The following is an 18,940-nucleotide window of genomic DNA, read 5'->3' as shown; positions in this document are numbered from 1 at the left end:
ACGCTAGGATCCAACATTATTTCTAAATTTAGTATAATAGTTTCGTTTATTCCCTATTGAGCTCCAAGTAAGCATTCCTGTCTTCCACCCAAAAATTCCTTCTTTAACAAACGTAGCTCCTAAATGATTCTTATCCTTAATGAAAAAGAAAAGAGCATCACCATTTATTTTATTGCCTGGAATTAACAGTAAATCTTTATCAAATGCTAATAAAGCCTCTTGAGGTTCTGAATAGGAATCCGATTTCTCAGGAATAAACCAAATAAGGAATATAAATATTAAAATGCCTATGAATACTGTTAGTGAAATTTTAGATATTGATCTTGTTTTCATTTATTCACCCACTTTAAATATATTTTGATGGGAAACTTGGTATACTGATGTACCTATACAGACAACCAGAACATCCTATTATGTTATGAAAACCATAATTGAATAAACCTATATTTACCATTTTACTAATAGTAAGCGCAACAAGCAAATTAATTTCAACGCCGCCGAACGTGATGGTATACCGCATACACTAGCAGTTCAAAAGACCAGTCCTAGAAAGTAATAGATGCATATATTTGATTTTGGACGCAACACACATTACCTAGGGGGATTAGTATGCATTATAAACAAATAAAAAAATTAGGAGGCATCTATTTTTTGATTAGCTAGTGTTTTCTGTTTGTGGGTTGTTCGGAAATAAAGCCTGAACTTCAAGAAGAAATGGTGGTTTCTACAGAAGATAAAAATCAAGAAGCTATTCGTGCTGTTCTTGAATCGGAATTCACAGTTCCTAATGAAGAATATTTGCTCATTGTAAAAAACATCGATAAAAAAATGGATGAAATAGGAAGCAGCACACCTGAAGCTAATGAAGTGAATGGAGTCGAAGAGACAGGGGTCTCAGATGAATGGCGTGCCTACGAGGACTTAGTGAAAAAAACATATGGACCTTACTTTATGGACGATGCTTATGATACCCTGATTCCTAAAGCTATTGCTTTTAATTACCACTATGGATATTTAGGATTTTACGAAAATGTTCGGTATGAAATGAAAGTTAACGATATACAAGTGACTCAAAGTAAAAACGTGTCGTCACCTAAGAATTATGACTTTATCGCTCAGGTAGAATATACAAACAACGCTGGGAAAGTTACACAACACGAAGTAAAAGGCATAACAATTCTTTCTGAACCAGGAAAAATTGGAAAGTTTGAAATACGGGAGGATGCTGGCTTAGGAGAAAAAGTATCGGTGGATCGACAATAACAATAAAATATTGTGATTTTGCACTGCCTTCGGGTGGTGCATTTTTAGATTCCAGTGAAAAAGCACCACTAAATGCGGGTCCTAATTTATTACTAAATGATATGCCATAACGGAGGTTATTTAGTTTTTTGTACCTCTAAAGAGAACCCGTTACCAGTTGACTTCTCTTTTTTTATTCTTTTTTGTTCTTCTTGTTTTAGGATGGGAGGAACTGAGTTGCAAAAGTAAACGCCATTTTTCGATGTATATGGATGTGATTTTACATGTATTAGAGGAATGTGGTGTTACCCATTATAACCTATTCAGATATTTAGAAAAAAATCCAAAAAAATATCTTCTTGAACTAAACTGTCGCAATTTATGCACTTTAACTTTCTTCACAAACTCAAATACTCATGTATAAACATATAACTGACGCACACACTATATGTTTAGGAGGTGAGTTACATGAAAGTCGCCATTATGGGAGCAGGAATTTCTGGACTTTGTTGCGCTATAACATTAGAGAGATATGGAATTACCCCAACAATTTTTGAAAATAGAAATAGTGTTGGGGATAGGTTTGTTAATGCAGAAGCCATATTCAGTATCTTTAATCGACCTAATAAAGACTCTTTATCTTACTTAGCAGAGAATTTCCATATAAATTTAAAACCTACCGCTGAAGTGGATAAATTATTTATTCATTCTAAAAATGAGGTTGGTTCAATTGATGGGAAAATTGGATACACGAATGTAAGAGGTAGACATGAGAATTCATATGAAGTCAATTGGAGAAACAAGTAAAATCTAAAATTAATTTTAACTCCACCTACGAATACGAAAAGTTATGTAAGGATTTTGAGTGTGTAGTATTAGCAACGGGAGATGGAGAATATGCTTCTCATTTAGGGAACTTTATTGAGTGACCTTACTTGTACGATAAAGGGAGCAACTGTTCAAGGAGATTTTGTAACGAGTAATCCTCATGTATGGTTTAATTACGAAATAATACCCAAAGGATATGCTTGGCTTATTCCTTTTTCAGAAAAAGAAGCAAATTTAGTTATTGGTTATCCAGATTATCCAGACAATATAAAATTAGATTTACATGATATGTGGGATAAATTCTATAATTTAGCCTGTGCGAAATTAGATCAAAATCTTAAAATAACCGATAACTTCGAAATTACAAGATATATGATGGGAGTATGTGGTAAACCTAAAATTGATAATACATATTTTGTTGGAAATTGTTTTGGGGGTATGACTCCAGGTCTTGGATTTGGCCAATATTCATCCATTTTATCAGGTGTTTTTTCGGGACTTGATATTTGTAAAGAAGGAAATTATGAAGAACTTACTAAACCTTTATTTGAAAATTATAACCATTCTCTTGCTTTAAGAAGATTTTTAGAGAATTTAACTGATGATCAAATTGATTTTGCCGTTAAAAATCTAGATAAGCAAATCATGAGTAAAGTTGCTAGTAAGATATTTAGTAAAAGTAGCAGTATAGATTTACTGAAATTATCAACTCCATTTATGAAATTATGGAGTAAGTAGCATGATCTTTTGCTCTTTGTTATACTTATCCATAGATTTAAACCTTCATTTACAGATGTACTGACTAATTGAATAAATGGTTCATCATCGCCAGTCGAGTGTGCGAGATCTAAAGTATCATCATATAGAGCGCGATCAGTGCATTTTTATTTCGGAGGGTAATCTAGCTGGATTCATCACCGTCAGAAATACCTTTCTTCACAAGGATTATTTCAATATCTTTTTATCAGCAAAACGTATTATTATTTACCATGTTTTACCTATTAAAACTTGGGACGTGATTCTTCCAACTTAGCCTCCCTTTTTTCCAACTTGGACACCAAATTTTCCAACTGAGCATTAACTCACACAAATATTCATTGAAAATCCCTCAATTACACGCAGCGCTACTGAATAAGCAACGCTATTTTAATCATTTCTCGCGTATAACACTTAAATAGCCTTTGCAATTACTTGAAAATGATATATTTTTGGTTCACAAGAAGGTTGTTACCGAATCTCGTATTAGTTTCGTCTGTCCTTGCTTCTTCTAGCAAGCTAACTTATTTACTAACAAAATAGAGGCTACCCATCAGCTAAATACTGATGGATAGCCTCTTTCTCAACTATTTTTTCTTTTTCATGCCGAATGGCCACCATACACCACGGTCAAACGATACCGTGATAGCTGGGATCAGCAATGGCAAGACAATTAATCCATAAAGCAGTAATCCAATTACGACGATTGATGCAATTTGCATTAAACTTAATACGCCTGAAGGCAACATTGCCCCAAATGTACCCGCTAAAATAATAGCGGCTGTGATGATGACAGTGCCCATTTTCTCCATCGAAATACGCATGGCTTCGCGCACAGTTATTCCTCTTGCCGCTTCTTCTCGGAAACGATCGAGTAAGAATATGGAGTAATCTACACCAAGCGCTACTAACATGACGAATCCAAAGAATGGTACTGCCCAGCTAATGCCGTCATAGCCTAATAGATTCACAAAAATTAACTCTGCTATTGCGATTGACGTAAAGTACGTTAATAACAACGAGCCAATCATGAATAATGGCATAATTATTGAACGGAACATAATCGCTAATACCACAAACAAACTAATCAACATAATCGTTACAGTACTCTTGAAATCACTTGAAGAAATGTCAGCTAAATCACTGTTGATACTTGAAATTCCGCCAAATGCAATATCGGCGTCTTCAAAAGGTGTTCCTTTTACTTCAGACGCCGCCGCTTCTTTCAAACGGTGAACCGTGTCGATGGCTTGAGGTGAATACGGATCATCGGATAAAACAACTTCCATTTTTATGCCGTTGCCATCTGCAAATGTGTAACGCTCTAACACTTGAGCGAAATCTTCATTTTCAAGCGTACCTGTTGGAATGAACAATCCTGTAGCACGCATACTGTCACTTTCACTCATCGCAGTCATCATGTCGCTAACTTCCGTTAAACCATCTGCAATTTGTGTAAGTCCTTCGCTTGATGCTGATAGTCCATCAGTTACTTGTGATAAACCTTCACCATCTCCACCTGCACTTGCAAGACCTTGTTGAATTAGACCAAGTTGTTCGTTAATTGCGGACAAGGCACCAACAGTTTGTTGTACATTGCCAGTTTGTTGCAACCCTTGAGTCGTTAGTGTTAATTGTTCATTTAATTGACCAAGACCTGCAGCTACTTCACCAAGTCCACCACTTTCACCAGCACTAGCTAAACCACCTTGAATTTGCTCTAATCCCGCTCCAATTTCAGTTAATCCTTCGCGAGCCTCGGTTAAACCATCTGCCATCAACCCAAGTTGACGATCAACATATAGATCATCAATGATTTCACCTGTTGGACGTGTAACGGTGCGGATCTTATCAACACCTTCAATTTGTTCAAAGCGCTGACTCAATCGTTCTACATATGGAATCATTTCTTCATTTGCTAGCTGTTCATCTGACTTGATAATTACTTGAACAGGCAATGAATTGCCTTTTCCAAAGCCATTCTCAATGGCACGTAATCCTTGAACTGATTCATAGTCATCCCCAATTTCATCCACCGTGTTAAACGATAATGAGTTGTTATATGTTAACAATAACGGCACCGTTATAACGGCCACTACTAGTATCGATACGACTGGGCGATTGACGGATAATTTACTCATCCAGCTCCATAATTTGCTATCATGATGCGCTGCTGATTTTTTTGATGGCCAAAATAGTTTCTCTTTTAACACCAACATTAACACAGGCACAATGGTAAACAGCACAAGCAATAACACCGCTATGCCGACTGCTACCGCTACCGCTGATTTAAATATCGGGAAATCGGCAAAACCAATGGCGAAAAATCCAATAAAGACGGCAAGACCACTAATGAACAAGGTGCGTCCCGCTGTTTTGTAGGTATTCACAATGGCATCTTCGACTGCGTGACCTGCCGATAATTCTTCTTTGTAGCGGCTCAACAGTAAAATACAATAATCCGTTCCAATCCCGAATAAAATGGCTACTAAGAAAATTTGAGTGTAGTTCGATACTGGGAAGCCAAACCAATCGATGAAAAATGCCACCAATGATTGGCTAAGTAAATACGTAATCCCCACTGCCACTAAAGGAACGAAGGGTGTTACAATGGAGCGAAAAACCGCAAGTAATAAACCGAAAATCAAAACGACTGTAATAATTTCCGTACGCTTTAAGCCATCTTGTGCGCTTTTATTGACGTCATTATTAATGATTGCTTCACCCGTTACATAAGCGATCATATCAGACGGAATCACAGTTTCACGAATGTCTTCCGCAACTTGATTTACTTCTTCATCGGTGCCATCTACAGTAATGGGAATGAGCACCGTTTGTTGATTTTCAGAAACGAGCTGACTTTCTAGCTCTTTGCTTTCCACCGGGTTTAATACACTTGTCACGGTGTCTGAAAGCGCTACGATATCCTTTGCCATAGTACTTAATTGGTCACGGACATCATCCGTTAATGCTTGATCAAGTTCCACTACGACGGAAATCGTTTGATCACTATCCCCTGCGTTCGCAAGCATTTGAGCGGCTTGTTGTGAAGATGCATCATCGGACAGTTGGAATGAGCCCGCTTCCTCAGCTTGTTTCGTTAAATCAGGTGCCATTAAAAATAAAGCAATCGTTACAATCAGTAAGGCAATCGTAATTGGCCATTTCAGTTTTAATATCGTACGCATTCTTTAAACTCCATTCATTTTCAAGATTTCTTTTAACTTGCGAAATGTCACTAAAAACTGTTCAATTTCCTGATCATCCACTTTATTAGTCATCAATTTTCCAATGTATTCGTGCAATACTGCGTCAGATTGTTTGATAACCGTTTCCCCTAGTGCAGTCAGAACAAGAATTTTCTCTCTCTTATCACCTGAAGGTTTAATACTAATGACTTCTTTTTCGATCAGTTTCTTTAAGCGATTGGAAATGGCACTCTTATGTACGCCTTGCAAAATGGCAAGTCTACCTGATGTAATTTCGCCTTCTTTATAAATCAGTTTCAACACTTGCATTTGTTCGGGTGAATATTCTCTCCATAGTGGATCATCCACGCTGCGAATCACACGTTCGGTACCGTATATTAGTACTTCTTCAAATAGTGAAACAGCTTCTTGTATTCTCTTATCCAAAATAGTTCACCCCCTAAACCAATAACGTTAGTTTAGGGGGTGAACTATTAAAAGTCAACCATTAATGTTCGTCAATATGTTGTCGTAATGGACACTGTAATTCATTTCATATCACACAAGTGACAAGTTACTTCTACTGTATGTTCATTTGAAATCAATCATACTATTAATTACAATAACAACAAAAAATCTCCTCAACAATGTCGAGGAGATGGTTATTATGAATAGACAAGTGATTGTTGGCCATTTCTGACTACCAGACGATCACGTCCGAGCTCTTTTGCTTCAAATAACAGTTGGTCTGCGTAATTATACGCACGCTCCATTGGTAAGTCTTCTGTCATTTTATTGAAATACAAGCCAAATGATGCACTATAGGAGATCGATGTTTCCTCTCCATTAAACTCAACCTCAACCGGATGGTCACTTACATTCAGACGCAGAGACTCAAGCAATTCCACGCATTCTTCATAACCACGACCTCGCAGGAAAAGTGTAAATTCTTCTCCTCCACTTCGAAAGACTAAATCTTCATCACTTGTACGAGATTTCAACATTCCGCCGAAATGTTGAATAACACAGTCACCAACGGAATGATTATAGTTGTCATTGATACGTTTAAATTTATCGATATCCGCAACCACAATACCTAGCAATTCACCCGTACCATTAATCTCACCCATTTGTTTATCCATCATCGCTCGATTTGACAAGCCCGTCATGAAATCGGTATAGGCCATTTCGCGGAAACGGTCACGTTCCAATTCATTTTTAACGCTTTCTTGTTTCGAAACAAATGACCTGCTTACAATATAATTTAAAGTAAACAAAATAATTAACATTTCCCACTGGTTTTCCATAACGAAATAATATAAAAGTCCATTCGTCAAAGCGACTTTTCCAATATCGAGTATACTTCTATTTTTAATGAATAAGACAACTTCATTCCAAGAGTGTAAATTTCCACTTAAATATAAAGAAAAGAGTAAAAGAGCATTAGCTTGTAGCATGATAATCAAGGCTGTAAAAAAGAATAAAATGGAATAACCAAAAGGAATCATTTGAAAGTAAGGATATAACACGATAAAGAAAATAAAGCCAACCGTATTATACAATGTGAAAGATCCAATATTATATAATGTATCGGTAAATTCATCTTCATCGGCCGTTTTCGCAACTTTCCGTTGAAAATAGATAGTAAAGCGATAGATAATTTCATAAATTAAAAGTCCAAATGGTCCAGCAAATAAAGCAAAAGATTGACTGTAGGAAACACCATAATCAAAGCTCCCAGTACCATTTCCTTGTGAAATTCTTAGATTAGAATAAATAGCAGAGAAAACAAGGTAAATAGATACCACGATTAAAAATTTCTTAACATCCACCTCTATAGGTGCAAACGATAATCCGACAATTATACTGGCCACAAACAGAAAAACATCAAAAATCTTGTGCTTCTTCATTTCGTGCACCTACTTAACTCTGAGTATTCAAATTATAGCACAGCAAAGAAAAATTGAATGTAAAATTTTGATAAATTTGCTATAACTTCAAAGATTAAAATAGGGTTACATTTAGAGAACCCATGCTGTAATTAAAATTCTTATTAAATATTGTGATAATGTCCCAAATCGTCAACTTTAACCTACATATACTAGTACTTAAGGCGATATGGAGGTGTTGGTATGAGTGGTGAAGCAGGATATGGTCATGATGCTGGTGGAGGATTTGCTTTAATTGTCGTGTTATTTATCCTACTTATTATTGTAGGAGCTGCTTTTGTTTGTTAATAAAGTAAAATAAAAATAAGTAATGTTAGGAGGATTTATATGTATGGTCCTGGGTATGGTGCTGCACCAGTTGCTGGTGTAGGACATGACGCTGGCAGTTCGTTTGTGTTAATCGTCGTATTATTTATACTGCTTATTATTGTCGGTGCCGCTTGGTGCTAAGTAATAAATAAAAAAAATTTAAAAACTAGAGGGTACTTAAGGTCGGATCAAAACGACTTAAGTCCCTCTTTTTTTATTCCATTTACCTCGTTTCAATCGGTACTTTCTTTTTTCTAAATAGTAACCACAAACATACGAAAATAATAAATGTCACGATTTCCAGTGATACTATGTACCACGGATAAGGACCTAACAAATCAAGTAGGCTTCCTTGTGTGGGCTTAGTTCGTAAAAACATATAGTTTCCCTGAATAACAACATTTATAGCAAATACAATGGGAAGCAATACGTTTAATGCAACCATTGTTTTAATGATTCCTTTAAAGGTAGGGCGGTATCCTTTCACCCAAGTAAAATAAAGAGCCGTGGAAATTATTCCAAAATGTGTATAAAAAAAGTGGAAGTATCTGAAGTGAGGAAAACTGAGATCTAAAACAGGTGTCGCTATAGCTTGAAGAGCTCCACCAATTCCTGCATAAAAGACGAAATCATAGACATGTTTATTGCCAGTCCAAAGAAGCACAATCGTCATAGCCAAACTAATACTGCATAATTCAAGCGGCAACGAGTTACTTAAGTTCCACCTGTCTGTTTGAAAGAGCCACACATAATAAATAGTATCTATGATTAATAACGTCAACGCAAAAAGACGTTCGTTTAACCGTTTGTTCTTCGGTTGAATGGACGACCATTTCTTTCTTACTATGAATAGCAGAAAGATGATTATGCATAACGCTACTACTGCGCCCATATGTGCTGTTGAAAACATAACAAAAGAGGGTCCGTCTTTTTCTATCATTTTTATCCCTCATTTCACATTCAACTCTATTATTTACTATTCGTTTTCTTGATACATAATTCCTTTTTATTTGAATTGATTTGAGTAGATTAATGATTGATCACACTTTAATATAACCCTTTTTTGAAAAAAAAAGGATGCGACTAGCTATTTGTCGAATAATAAATAGAGATCTAAAAATAGACAGATTGTGAGGTCATATCCAAATGAACACGACACTAGAGAAAGTCATGTCTCAACTCGAGGAACTCGGATCAGAGAATAGTAGAGCTAGTTACGAAAAGCTTGGAGCTGGCACGAAGCAATTTGGCGTCGGCGCTGTCAAAACAAGAGCGATTGCGAAGAAAATCAAAAAAGATCATCCACTAGCGTTGGAACTTTGGCAAACTGGAAATAGCGATGCACAGTTTTTAGCAGCGCTCATTATGAACCCAAGTGAGCTATCAAAACATCAAACCGAACAATTGGTGGATGAGATTTCCTACAGCAAACTACTAGATGAGGTTGTCGGCAAAGTCGTTATGAATACACCCTACGCAAAAGACTTTGCAAAGGAATGGATGAACGCACCAGAAGTATTCAAAGCACGTGCAGGTTGGCATATTCACATGATGTATGCGGTAAGAGTGAATCTGTCCAATGAGGAAATTGATTCACTACTTTATACCATCGAATCCGAAATGAAAGACGCACCACCATATAAACAAGAGACGATGAACAAATGCCTCGTTGAGATTGCTCTGCATCACGATTCATATACAGCTCGTTGCCTAGAAATTGGTGAAAGACTTGGTCAGTTAAGTGATAGAAAGGTCCACAAAGGGTGTACGTCTCCATACGCACCTGAATGGATTGCTGCTGTTTTAGCGAAGAGGTTATAGAGAGATTTCACAAGGTGCAAGGTGAAAATAGATGTATATGAAAAACCGGGCAAAGTACGCCCAGTCCTTTAAGAAAAGACCGCTGATTTAAGTATCAGTTTAAAGTGATATTCTATACAGTATCAACTTTGATTTCCATATCGCTTTGGACGGTAAACCTACTACACTATTACCTGACGAATAAGATTGCCTTCTATCTAAATATAGCGATTTTCGTTTCAGGCGGACGCGTTCCGCGGGGCGAGCAGACAAGCCTCCTCGTCCGCTATTCGCTCCCTGCGGGGTCTCGTCTGTCTCGCTTTTCCCGCTGGAGTCGCCGCCTTCCACTACAATCAATTACCTGCTTTATAAATCAACAGTGATAATAATAATTATAAAAAATCGTCCTATCTTGTAAAATGGAAACACCCATTCTCATATTTAGATAGGATGATTTTTTATGTGCAATCTAAATATTACTAAACAAGAATATATCATTTAACAAAATTCACTTAATCTGAGAGAAAACTTACGTTTCTAAAAAAGGAAATCACAACCTGAACACCGGGTTCTTAACACATCAATTTTATATACTTTCTTGTGTTTTAAAAAAAGGAGCTTCATATGCAAGCTGCTTTTTTGCGTTCATTTTTTTATGAGGACCTGGCTTCTTTTACTACACCGTATTTTAAAGAACTGCATATTTTCCATTTACGTTTTATGAAAAATAACTAGATTTTAAATTACAACTATTCTATCAGCTTTTTTTGTGAGAGTATTTTTCAATAAGCCAGAGGCACGTCTAGATTTAGACGTGTTTTTTAAAATCTATTCATATTTAGAACTGTCAGTAAAAGAGAGGTATATTAAGTAGAGACACATGCATATGGCTGTCGTTAGAAATCCCCAGCCAAGTGTTATTTGCTCAATGATTAAATAATTGTTACATAATTGTACAGGTGAAAATATATATAACCATCCAATACCAAAAAACATGATGATATAGCTACTAAAAATAACAGCTTTGCCGAATTTACTAAGTTTTTTCCAACTATCTCGTAAGGATATGCCAGCTAAAAATGGTAAACTAAAAAATTTAAATAATTCTACACTCTGTTCGGATAATGCTTCATCCATTGCCCTTGGTAACATCCAATATACTGATACAATGACAAATAAAATGATTCCTGGTACACCATTCCTATTCCACTTTTCGAAAAAGCGAGGAAATCGCATTTGTAAAAACCGTGCCATTAAACATCCCGATACAACTAACAAAGGCATTTGCATATGCATATGAATAATCATGATTGATTCCAATAAATTTGAAACAGGGGGAAGAATCAAGACAAGAAACAACAGTAAGCCATAAATGGATTGTTTCATAAATTAATCCCCCTCTTCATTTTCAAGAACTCTTACAATCTTTTGAGCAGCTTCATTAATCTCGGTATAGTCCATGACATCAACTAAACTACCCTTTGGATCAACTAAATAAAATGCTGAGTTATGGGTAAAATTTCCGTTTGTATCAGGAATAACAATGACACCAAACGCTTCTAACAACGCACTTAGTTCAGCTTGATTCGAAATTCTTGCCATCCTCCATGTTTCCCCATCACTATTAAAATAGTCTTTATACTTATCTAATGTAGCCGGGTCATCTTTAGTCGGATCAAAACTTATGCTTAAAAACATAATTTCTTCTCCAATATATTTACTTGGTAACAAATCATAAACTTCAGACATGTTCATTTCTAATTGAGGGCAAACAGTTGTACAGGATGTATAAATAAATGTAATCAATACATATTTACCTTTAAACTCAGAAATAGAATATGTTTGACTGTTACTATCCTCCAATGTAACGTCAGGGAATTGCGGCTTATTTTCCATAAGTTTATTCACCCTCGCAGTTTCTGCAGTAACTGAACTGAATCCATCGGTTCCTATATAGAACAATGCACACCCAAAGATTAAAACAAGAAAAAGCGAAAGTGTATTATACCAATTTTTAATCACGTGAATCACCTCCTAAACCTTATTTATTCAAGTTGTGATGTCCTTAAATAGACTAAAAAAGATAGCTCTAACGAAGAGCTATCTCCTTCTCTACTAAATTAATTACCATGTTTTGAATGGTGGTGATCCAGGTGGTGCATTCACTATAAATTCTACTAACGGGATAACATATCCCATTGCAACAAGCAGTAGCATTAATATAATCCAACGTCCCCAATGTTCTGTCCAATATGGCGTTTTAGTGGCATCATCTTCTGTTTCGGCAATAGGAAATTCGGTCTCTCCTTTTGGAGCAAAAAACATTAAATGGATGACTGCATACACTTGAATAATAACGCCGATCATTAATAGTGTTCCTCCAATAGCTATGAACATCAAGTATGGATCCCAACCTAATGCTGTTTCACTATCAAAGTAAGTTGTGTAAGAGGTTCTTCTAGGTGCACCTAGCAATCCAAGCCAATGCATAGCCCCAGACATAAATAACATACCCACTGTCCAAATAATAGTTTGAATAATGCCTATTTTATTCATTCTCGGTGTCAATACGCGTTTAGATAAATGTGGAACTAACCAATAACTTATACCGAAAAATGTAAGAATTACAGATGTACCTACTGTTAAATGGAAATGGCCTACAATCCATAAAGTATTATGGACCACTTGGTTTAATTGGTTTGTACTTTGAACAATCCCACCTGCACCAGCTGGGATAAAAGCAATCATTGCAATCATCGGAGCTAGAAAACGAACATCACCCCATGGCAGTTTTTTATACCAACCGAGTAATCCTTTTCCACCATTCTTTCTTGAGGTACGCTCAAATACTGCAAACATTGCGAACGCGGTCATTAACGAAGGGAATGCAATTGATAAACTCATAAACGCGTGTATAAATTTAACTTGTTCAGCAATTCCAGGATCGACAATTTGATGGTGAAAACCACCAGGAATATTAATAATAACTAATACAATTACAACTACTCGGGTTAACGTATCACTCCAACGTCTTCCGCCGATAACTTTCGGTACAATTACATACCATGCAGAAATTGCTGTTAAGTACCAAATATTTACTAAAGTATGTCCAAAAGCCCAAAATAACGTGCGGCTCACCATAACATTTATCGTATCAGTCCAACCGAATGACCAAGGAATAATGATAAAGACTTCAATCGCAACAGGGATACTACCGAAAAATAATAGAACAAATACACCAGTAGCAAAGAAAGATAGTATCGGTACATGCTGTCCTGGATTTTTCTTTCTCCAATTAGCGACATTTATAAATGCGCCAAATGCACACATCCAAATGCCCACTATGATTAATACTAAACCAATATAAAAATAGGGTGACGCTGCCATTGGTGGATAAAATGTATACATAACAGATGCTTCATTCATTAGGATTGGTACAACTGCAAATACGAATCCTACTATTTTTAATCCAAATCCAATCCATGCCATCTTTCTTACGATTGGAAGAAGTCCACCTAATGTATATGAAAGTGCCGCGTAAAAATAACCAATGGTAAAGAAGGCCGTTAACACTAGAACTAACAGCACACCATGTGCGGTTAATACTTGATAATAATTAAACCATGATGGTAATTCTAAAATTCCTGCACGACTTAATCCTTGCAACAACCCCAGAATTCCACCAAGAAGTAATGCTATAAATGCCACAAATAAATAGGTTTTCGATAATCTAGCATCTTCTATACTTATACCAAACGCTTTATTCGCTCTTTCTTTAAATGTTTGTGGTGTTACTGTTTCCACTTGAGCTTCCCCCCTTATTTAACAGTAATTGTTGTACTCATTAACTGGTGACCAGCACCACAATATTCATTACATAGAACTAAATATTCACCTGGTTTATCAAATTTCTGTTTGACCTTTTGAATATAGCCTGGCATAACCATGGCATTTAAATTTGTCCCTGCCACTTGGAATCCGTGTGTAATATCTTTTGAAGTCATCGTAAAATGTACAGTTGATCCAACTGGTACTTCAATATTATTTGGAGTAAAGCTAAATATTTCTAAAATCATGACAACTTCATATTCTTTTTCTCCAATTTTTGTAATACCTGGATTATCAAACGGTGCAGTTTCATTCACTTTTTGTGGATCTATTGTTTCTTTGTGACTTGGTGGTCCCATATCCAAGGCAAATGTTTGATAACCCGTTACAAGAAAAAATGTCATAATCATACCGAAACTTAAGATAAGCCATATTTTTTCATCACGATGCATGTTCATATCTTTCCCCCCTATACTCTAGCCATATATAGACCAAATACGATAATATACACAATAAGAATGACTGCTCCAACCACCCCTACGGAAATCCATGTTCCTATTAATGATGTTTCATTCTCTTTATCTAGCTTTTTAGATTTCATCAAAAACATCCTCCTTATATTTTTCTTTCAAAGTTTCAAATTATTATATAAAGGAAAGAATTTTAGGTTTATCAAGCCAACAAATTATAGTTGTATATTTTTTCCTTTTTAATTACCGTAGCTTAACCCCTTAGTAACCATACTTATGTCGCTGTTGTATTAGAACAAGCTTCTTCAACATCTTCAGCATATGTGGGCTTTTATTTCTATCGTCCAACTTACATGAGATGAAATTCATAGGAAATACAAAAAAGCAGCTCTTCAAGAGAGCTGCTTTTACATTCACTTATTATTTCTGATCAGGGCGAAACCTTCTTTTAATAAACATAAATACAATAGCTCCAATAACCGCCAAAATCAATAGTACTGGTAAATTCCCAATGAAAAATACGATTAATGCGGAGCCAGCTGCTAATATCGAGTTTGTGCTTGTAGCCAGTTGTTTTTTTGTTTTTTCCCATGTATTCAACTCTTTGCTATCTATCGCTGGAACAACCACACGATTTTCATACATCGTTAGTTCAATCGTCGAGAAAGACGTTTGGTTTTCAAGAAATTTCATATTGCCTACCATGACTTCAATTTCTTCTTGAACTTTTGCTAAATCTGCTGAGATTTTCAACAGATCCTCCGTTTTTTGTGCATTGCTCATAAACTCAAGCAAGCGTTCCTCTACTGCTCGTTTGGATTTCACGCGTGATTGCAAATCCACAAATTGTTCCGTGACATCCTGACCAGTCACATTGCGTTCTACTACATCAGCCGCTTCCCCTTCAGCATCTAACAGGAATGCTTGAAAATGTTTCTCAGGAATCCGAACAATCATCTTCCCACTGCTGGTATCATCATTTTCTTTATAGACACTTGATTCAACAATATAACCTTCATATTGCGCGACCTTTTTTTCAATATTACTCTGTGCTTTTTTTAACTCTTTTACGTTTACACTCATGCTCGCTTTGTGAATAATCATTCTCTCCGTTGTTGCTCCCGGAGATTTCTGTTCCACTTCATCTCGCTCTTCACTCACTACTTCACTTTCTTCTTCTTCTGCTGATTCATCAGAGTCTCCTGTCGCTTCATTCGAACTCGGTGCAACAGCTTTGTCTTCTGTAGTGTCATAAGAAGACTCGGAATCACCTGCACTACATGCTGCCAGGAGTATAAATAAACTTGAAAGTAGTAAAACAAAAATGATCTTTTTCATCATCGAATGTCCCCCTGTCTCTATACCTATTTATGACGAATGGAGGAGGAAAAATGTTACAGTTCGTTACATTATATTTTTGAAATAGATAATTAGGTAATATTTCTTAGTTAGAGTTCTTCTTTTAACTTGATATGATAAAACCCCCATGCAGCTTTCACATGGGGATTTACTAAATCTATTTATCGATATTCATTTACAACAAAGTCTTGCTCATCACCTGGAGGGTTATATGTAACGTATGTTCCTGCAATGAGATCATGTAAACCTCGTTTATCCTGTCTTAGACCGACCATAAACGCGGTGACAATCGCTCCGATTCCAAGAGTAACGATATAAATCAACGCTGCTACAACAACACGCATTAACATAGCTCCAATACCTAATTTACTGCCATCGACTTTAACAATTCGAATATTCATAATTCGTTTACCCACTGTATAACCGTACCAAAAAATAGGTACTATAATAGAATATAGCGTGATTAGAAGAGATGAAAAATTTTCATCTTCCCAATTGCCCGTTAAGAAGTAAAAGATAATGCCTAACGGTAAACTAATAATCAAACCATCCAATATAGCCGCTAAAAATCGTACCCAAAAACCTGCTGGATTTGTCATGATGTTCCTCTTTTCATATTGTACATATTAACTATATTACCAAATCAATCTTGATAAAGAACTAGTAATTCTATTTTTTTATTAAATCGCACGATAATTTTAGACAGTCACATTTCCTTTGGAGCTTTCATGCCTAGAAGTCTTAATGCTTGTTCTAACACAATAACCACACTCTGTACTAAAGAAACTCGGTACTCCATCAAACTAGAGTTAGTGACAATTTGAACGTTTCCGTAAAATGAATTGAATGCCTGTGCTAATTCCACCGCATATTTTGCCATTAAAGAAGGATCTAGCTCAGTTGTAGCTCGGTTGACGACAGCTGGGAATTGTTCTAGGTATTTGATTACTTCCCACTCATGATTATTGACTTCTTCAACGCTAAACTCACCCACCACTCCCGCTTTTCTCAAAATCGAGCATGCTCTAGCATATGTGTATTGCACATAAGGGCCAGTTTCACCTTCTGTTTGTAGCATTTTCTTCAAATCGAATTCGATGTCATGTTTTCGATGCTGTTTTAAATCACTGAAAATAATGGCACCTACTCCGATTGCTTTTGCTACTTCTTTTTTATTCAACAGGGAAGGATTCTTTTCGTCAATAGTGTCCTCAGCTAATTGAATGGCTTCTTTTAACACTTCTTCTAATAAAATAATTTTCCCTTTACGCGTCGATAATTTTTTTCCATCCTTCAAAATTAACCCAAATGGAATATGTTGAAGCGTATCCGCCCACTTATAGCCCATTTGGTGTAGTACCGACTTCAGCTGTACAAAATGCAAGCTCTGTTCATTTCCCACTACGTACAGTGATTTCACGAACTCGTGAGTGTTATGTCGATCTATTGCAGCCGTAATATCTCTCGTTGCATACAATGTCGCACCATCAGACTTTTTGATGATACAAGGGGGCATATGCTCTCCTACATTTACAACAAGTGCACCATCGGATTCGACTAACAAGTTCTTTTGTTGTAACTCTTCAACAATTGGATCCATTTTATCATTGTAATAGGCTTCACCTTTATACGAATCAAAGGTCACTCCTAACACATCATAAATTTTTTGAAATTCTTTTAAGGATTCTGTTCGAAACCATTTCCATAGTGCTAAGGCCTCCAGATCACCATCCTCCAAAGATTTAAAAGCAGCTCTCCCTTGGTCATTTAAAGAATCATCAAGTTCTGCTTCCTTGTGAAAACGAATGTAAAGTGCCAATAACGTTTGGATTGGCGCTTTCTGCACTTGTTGTTCATTGCCCCATAATCGATAAGCCACCAGTAACTTCCCAAACTGAGTTCCCCAGTCCCCAATATAGTTAATCTTCACTGGTTGATACCCACTCTTTTCAAGCAATAACGCAATGCAATTCCCAATGACTGTCGATCGCAAATGCCCCATTGAAAAAGGCTTCGCAATATTCGGGGAAGACATATCAATGGTTACTACGCCGCCTCCGCCGACGTTTGAAGAACCATAGTGGTTTACTTCATATAAAATTGTATTCATAATCGACTGCGTAAATCCCGTTCTCTTCATAAAAATATTTACATACCCATTAAGCGCTTCGACTTTTTCAATGGTCGCATCCTGAATGTTGCCTGCTATTTCTTCAGCAATCAACGTAGGAGACTTTTTCATTTTTTTCGCAAACTGAAAACAGGGCAGTGTAAAATCTCCTAGACGTGCATAAGCAGGTACGTCAATCATCTGTTTTTCAATTAACTCCGTTGTGTGTTTTTGAAGAATGTCTACAACTTTCTGTTTCATATGAACTCCTCCGATATGATAAAAATATATAAAAAAAGCCCTCGTCTCATCAAACACATGAGACGAAAGCTTAACTTCCGCGGTACCACTCAAATTACCCCATATAGGGCCACTTTCTCATAACGGTGAGTCACCGGCTTTTTCTACATTATTCGAAAAAGCATCTCCGAAGTGCGCTTCACAAATCTTCACAACCAGGCTCACACCATCCCCAGCTCGCTTGATGTTCAGTATTTGGTACTCTCTTCGTCTTGGATATTGTATTTGAATTTATCAAAATGAAAAGAGGAAGTCAAGTTATTATAGTAAAGGTTGATTTCCGTTTCAGACGGACGCTTTCCGCGGGCATGGCCTCAGTCTCCTCGTCGAGCAAGCTCTCCTGTGGGGTCTTCGGCTCATGCTAATTCCGCTGGAGTCGCCGTCTTCCACTACAATCACTAAAACGAACAGGATATATAGTAATATGGTGCAAAACAGCTTCGGCAACTGTTGTTACTCGTCGTTGGAAAGATTGCTCCTGTTGCTGTTTCTTCAATGCTTTGATGTCATATATCCAACAAATATAAATTGCATAGATAATTGACTACAGGCTTCACGTATAGGCATGGATATAATATTTCTTTTTGAATATTGATTATGTTGTTTAAAGCTCAGTATTCCCAAAGGTAAATCGGAAGAACATTTAAATCTCAAGTTGAAAAGATGATTGGTTACTGTACACATGGTAATTTTATCGATGAGAGAAAATCACCGACTTAAAAAAGAATAAACAACACTCAGCCATCTCTGAAAGGTGGTGGCTCGCTTCCTTGGTACGCAAGTGTCCCTCAAAATTAAGGC

19 protein-coding genes and 1 other annotated feature are annotated in these 18,940 nt (G+C 36.5%); of the genes, 6 read left to right on the top strand and 13 right to left on the bottom strand.

Translation table 11 applies throughout. The features are described from left to right. Nucleotides 1–3 precede the first annotated feature (3 nt). Entirely contained in the window at nucleotides 4–333 is a 330-nt protein-coding gene (locus tag C406_RS0112470) for a hypothetical protein (protein ID WP_017380968.1), read from the bottom strand. A gap of 342 nt (nucleotides 334–675) precedes the next feature. Between C406_RS0112470 and C406_RS0112465 the strand changes: the two genes are divergently transcribed. From C406_RS0112465 to C406_RS20885, 3 genes are all read left to right on the top strand, one after another. After that, the gene (locus tag C406_RS0112465) at nucleotides 676–1,263 is read left to right on the top strand and encodes a hypothetical protein (RefSeq protein ID WP_017380967.1); all 588 of its coding nucleotides are present in this window, start codon (nucleotides 676–678) and stop codon (nucleotides 1,261–1,263) included. A 447-nt stretch (nucleotides 1,264–1,710) separates the two neighbouring features. Then, nucleotides 1,711–2,049, top strand: coding sequence for an NAD(P)-binding protein (locus C406_RS20890; RefSeq protein WP_202802082.1), 339 nt, complete (start codon nucleotides 1,711–1,713; stop codon nucleotides 2,047–2,049). A gap of 114 nt (nucleotides 2,050–2,163) precedes the next feature. Further along, nucleotides 2,164–2,808 carry a hypothetical protein gene (locus C406_RS20885; protein ID WP_202802081.1) on the top strand — a complete coding sequence of 215 codons (645 nt, stop codon included), beginning with the start codon at nucleotides 2,164–2,166 and terminating at the stop codon, nucleotides 2,806–2,808. A 605-nt stretch (nucleotides 2,809–3,413) separates the two neighbouring features. On the opposite strand, the gene C406_RS0112455 is transcribed toward C406_RS20885, so the two are convergent. From C406_RS0112455 to C406_RS0112445, 3 genes are all read right to left on the bottom strand, one after another. Then, on the bottom strand, nucleotides 3,414–6,014 hold the full coding sequence (locus tag C406_RS0112455) for an MMPL family transporter (protein WP_017380966.1): 2,601 nt from the start codon (nucleotides 6,012–6,014) through the stop codon (nucleotides 3,414–3,416). 3 nt (nucleotides 6,015–6,017) lie between these two features. Then, entirely contained in the window at nucleotides 6,018–6,461 is a 444-nt protein-coding gene (locus C406_RS0112450) for a MarR family winged helix-turn-helix transcriptional regulator (RefSeq protein ID WP_017380965.1), read from the bottom strand. Between the two features lie 218 nt (nucleotides 6,462–6,679). Continuing rightward, nucleotides 6,680–7,924, bottom strand: a complete 1,245-nt coding sequence (locus C406_RS0112445; protein ID WP_017380964.1) for a GGDEF domain-containing protein — start codon at nucleotides 7,922–7,924, stop codon at nucleotides 6,680–6,682. 222 nt (nucleotides 7,925–8,146) lie between these two features. On the opposite strand from C406_RS0112445, the gene C406_RS20235 reads away from it, so the two are divergent. After that, nucleotides 8,147–8,251, top strand: coding sequence for a YjcZ family sporulation protein (locus C406_RS20235; RefSeq protein ID WP_017380963.1), 105 nt, complete (start codon nucleotides 8,147–8,149; stop codon nucleotides 8,249–8,251). A 39-nt stretch (nucleotides 8,252–8,290) separates the two neighbouring features. Further along, the gene (locus C406_RS20230; RefSeq protein ID WP_017380962.1) at nucleotides 8,291–8,413 is read left to right on the top strand and encodes a YjcZ family sporulation protein; all 123 of its coding nucleotides are present in this window, start codon (nucleotides 8,291–8,293) and stop codon (nucleotides 8,411–8,413) included. Nucleotides 8,414–8,495: 82 nt separating this feature from the next. Here the strand turns inward: C406_RS20230 and C406_RS0112430 are convergent, their stop codons facing one another. Further along, on the bottom strand, nucleotides 8,496–9,212 hold the full coding sequence (locus C406_RS0112430) for a YwaF family protein (protein ID WP_017380961.1): 717 nt from the start codon (nucleotides 9,210–9,212) through the stop codon (nucleotides 8,496–8,498). 206 nt (nucleotides 9,213–9,418) lie between these two features. Here C406_RS0112430 and C406_RS0112425 point away from each other — a divergent pair, with 206 nt between their 5' ends. Next, entirely contained in the window at nucleotides 9,419–10,093 is a 675-nt protein-coding gene (locus C406_RS0112425) for a DNA alkylation repair protein (RefSeq protein WP_017380960.1), read from the top strand. Between the two features lie 807 nt (nucleotides 10,094–10,900). Here C406_RS0112425 and C406_RS0112415 read toward each other — a convergent pair. The 8 genes from C406_RS0112415 to argS all read right to left on the bottom strand — a co-directional run bounded on the left by C406_RS0112415 (nucleotide 10,901) and on the right by argS (nucleotide 18,100). Further along, entirely contained in the window at nucleotides 10,901–11,458 is a 558-nt protein-coding gene (locus C406_RS0112415; RefSeq protein WP_017380959.1) for a hypothetical protein, read from the bottom strand. A gap of 3 nt (nucleotides 11,459–11,461) precedes the next feature. Continuing rightward, the gene (locus C406_RS0112410; protein ID WP_017380958.1) at nucleotides 11,462–12,094 is read right to left on the bottom strand and encodes an SCO family protein; all 633 of its coding nucleotides are present in this window, start codon (nucleotides 12,092–12,094) and stop codon (nucleotides 11,462–11,464) included. A gap of 102 nt (nucleotides 12,095–12,196) precedes the next feature. Further along, nucleotides 12,197–13,876, bottom strand: a complete 1,680-nt coding sequence (locus C406_RS0112405; protein WP_017380957.1) for a cbb3-type cytochrome c oxidase subunit I — start codon at nucleotides 13,874–13,876, stop codon at nucleotides 12,197–12,199. A gap of 14 nt (nucleotides 13,877–13,890) precedes the next feature. Further along, entirely contained in the window at nucleotides 13,891–14,358 is a 468-nt protein-coding gene (locus tag C406_RS0112400; RefSeq protein WP_017380956.1) for a cytochrome c oxidase subunit II, read from the bottom strand. An 11-nt stretch (nucleotides 14,359–14,369) separates the two neighbouring features. Further along, nucleotides 14,370–14,504, bottom strand: coding sequence for a cytochrome c oxidase subunit 2A (locus C406_RS20530; RefSeq protein WP_155966740.1), 135 nt, complete (start codon nucleotides 14,502–14,504; stop codon nucleotides 14,370–14,372). 286 nt (nucleotides 14,505–14,790) lie between these two features. Beyond that, nucleotides 14,791–15,708 carry a DUF4349 domain-containing protein gene (locus C406_RS0112390; protein ID WP_237740558.1) on the bottom strand — a complete coding sequence of 306 codons (918 nt, stop codon included), beginning with the start codon at nucleotides 15,706–15,708 and terminating at the stop codon, nucleotides 14,791–14,793. Nucleotides 15,709–15,890: 182 nt separating this feature from the next. Next, a complete protein-coding gene (locus C406_RS0112385; protein WP_017380953.1) occupies nucleotides 15,891–16,328 on the bottom strand; it encodes an RDD family protein in 438 nt (145 codons plus the stop codon). 107 nt (nucleotides 16,329–16,435) lie between these two features. Further along, nucleotides 16,436–18,100 (bottom strand): arginine--tRNA ligase, encoded by a 1,665-nt coding sequence (gene argS / locus C406_RS0112380; protein WP_017380952.1) that lies wholly within the window; start codon nucleotides 18,098–18,100, stop codon nucleotides 16,436–16,438. Between the two features lie 55 nt (nucleotides 18,101–18,155). Then, nucleotides 18,156–18,362: a binding site (T-box leader), on the bottom strand. Nucleotides 18,363–18,940: the final 578 nt, after the last annotated feature.

Origin of the sequence: Paenisporosarcina sp. TG-14 (assembly GCF_000297555.1) — a bacterium.
Taxonomy (GTDB): domain Bacteria; phylum Bacillota; class Bacilli; order Bacillales_A; family Planococcaceae; genus Paenisporosarcina; species Paenisporosarcina antarctica.
The sequence above is the reverse complement of the archived record's forward strand: the minus strand, read 5'-3'. Positions and strand labels throughout refer to the sequence as shown.

Coding starts and splice junctions, on each gene's coding strand:
- C406_RS0112470 (WP_017380968.1), bottom strand. CDS start 333: ATGAAAACAAGATCAATATCTAAAATTTCACTAACAGTATTCATAGGC.
- C406_RS20890 (WP_202802082.1), top strand. CDS start 1,711: ATGAAAGTCGCCATTATGGGAGCAGGAATTTCTGGACTTTGTTGCGCT.
- C406_RS0112455 (WP_017380966.1), bottom strand. CDS start 6,014: ATGCGTACGATATTAAAACTGAAATGGCCAATTACGATTGCCTTACTG.
- C406_RS0112445 (WP_017380964.1), bottom strand. CDS start 7,924: ATGAAGAAGCACAAGATTTTTGATGTTTTTCTGTTTGTGGCCAGTATA.
- C406_RS20235 (WP_017380963.1), top strand. CDS start 8,147: ATGAGTGGTGAAGCAGGATATGGTCATGATGCTGGTGGAGGATTTGCT.
- C406_RS20230 (WP_017380962.1), top strand. CDS start 8,291: ATGTATGGTCCTGGGTATGGTGCTGCACCAGTTGCTGGTGTAGGACAT.
- C406_RS0112430 (WP_017380961.1), bottom strand. CDS start 9,212: ATGATAGAAAAAGACGGACCCTCTTTTGTTATGTTTTCAACAGCACAT.
- C406_RS0112425 (WP_017380960.1), top strand. CDS start 9,419: ATGAACACGACACTAGAGAAAGTCATGTCTCAACTCGAGGAACTCGGA.
- C406_RS0112415 (WP_017380959.1), bottom strand. CDS start 11,458: ATGAAACAATCCATTTATGGCTTACTGTTGTTTCTTGTCTTGATTCTT.
- C406_RS0112400 (WP_017380956.1), bottom strand. CDS start 14,358: ATGAACATGCATCGTGATGAAAAAATATGGCTTATCTTAAGTTTCGGT.
- C406_RS0112390 (WP_237740558.1), bottom strand. CDS start 15,708: ATGAAAAAGATCATTTTTGTTTTACTACTTTCAAGTTTATTTATACTC.
- C406_RS0112385 (WP_017380953.1), bottom strand. CDS start 16,328: ATGACAAATCCAGCAGGTTTTTGGGTACGATTTTTAGCGGCTATATTG.
- argS (WP_017380952.1), bottom strand. CDS start 18,100: ATGAAACAGAAAGTTGTAGACATTCTTCAAAAACACACAACGGAGTTA.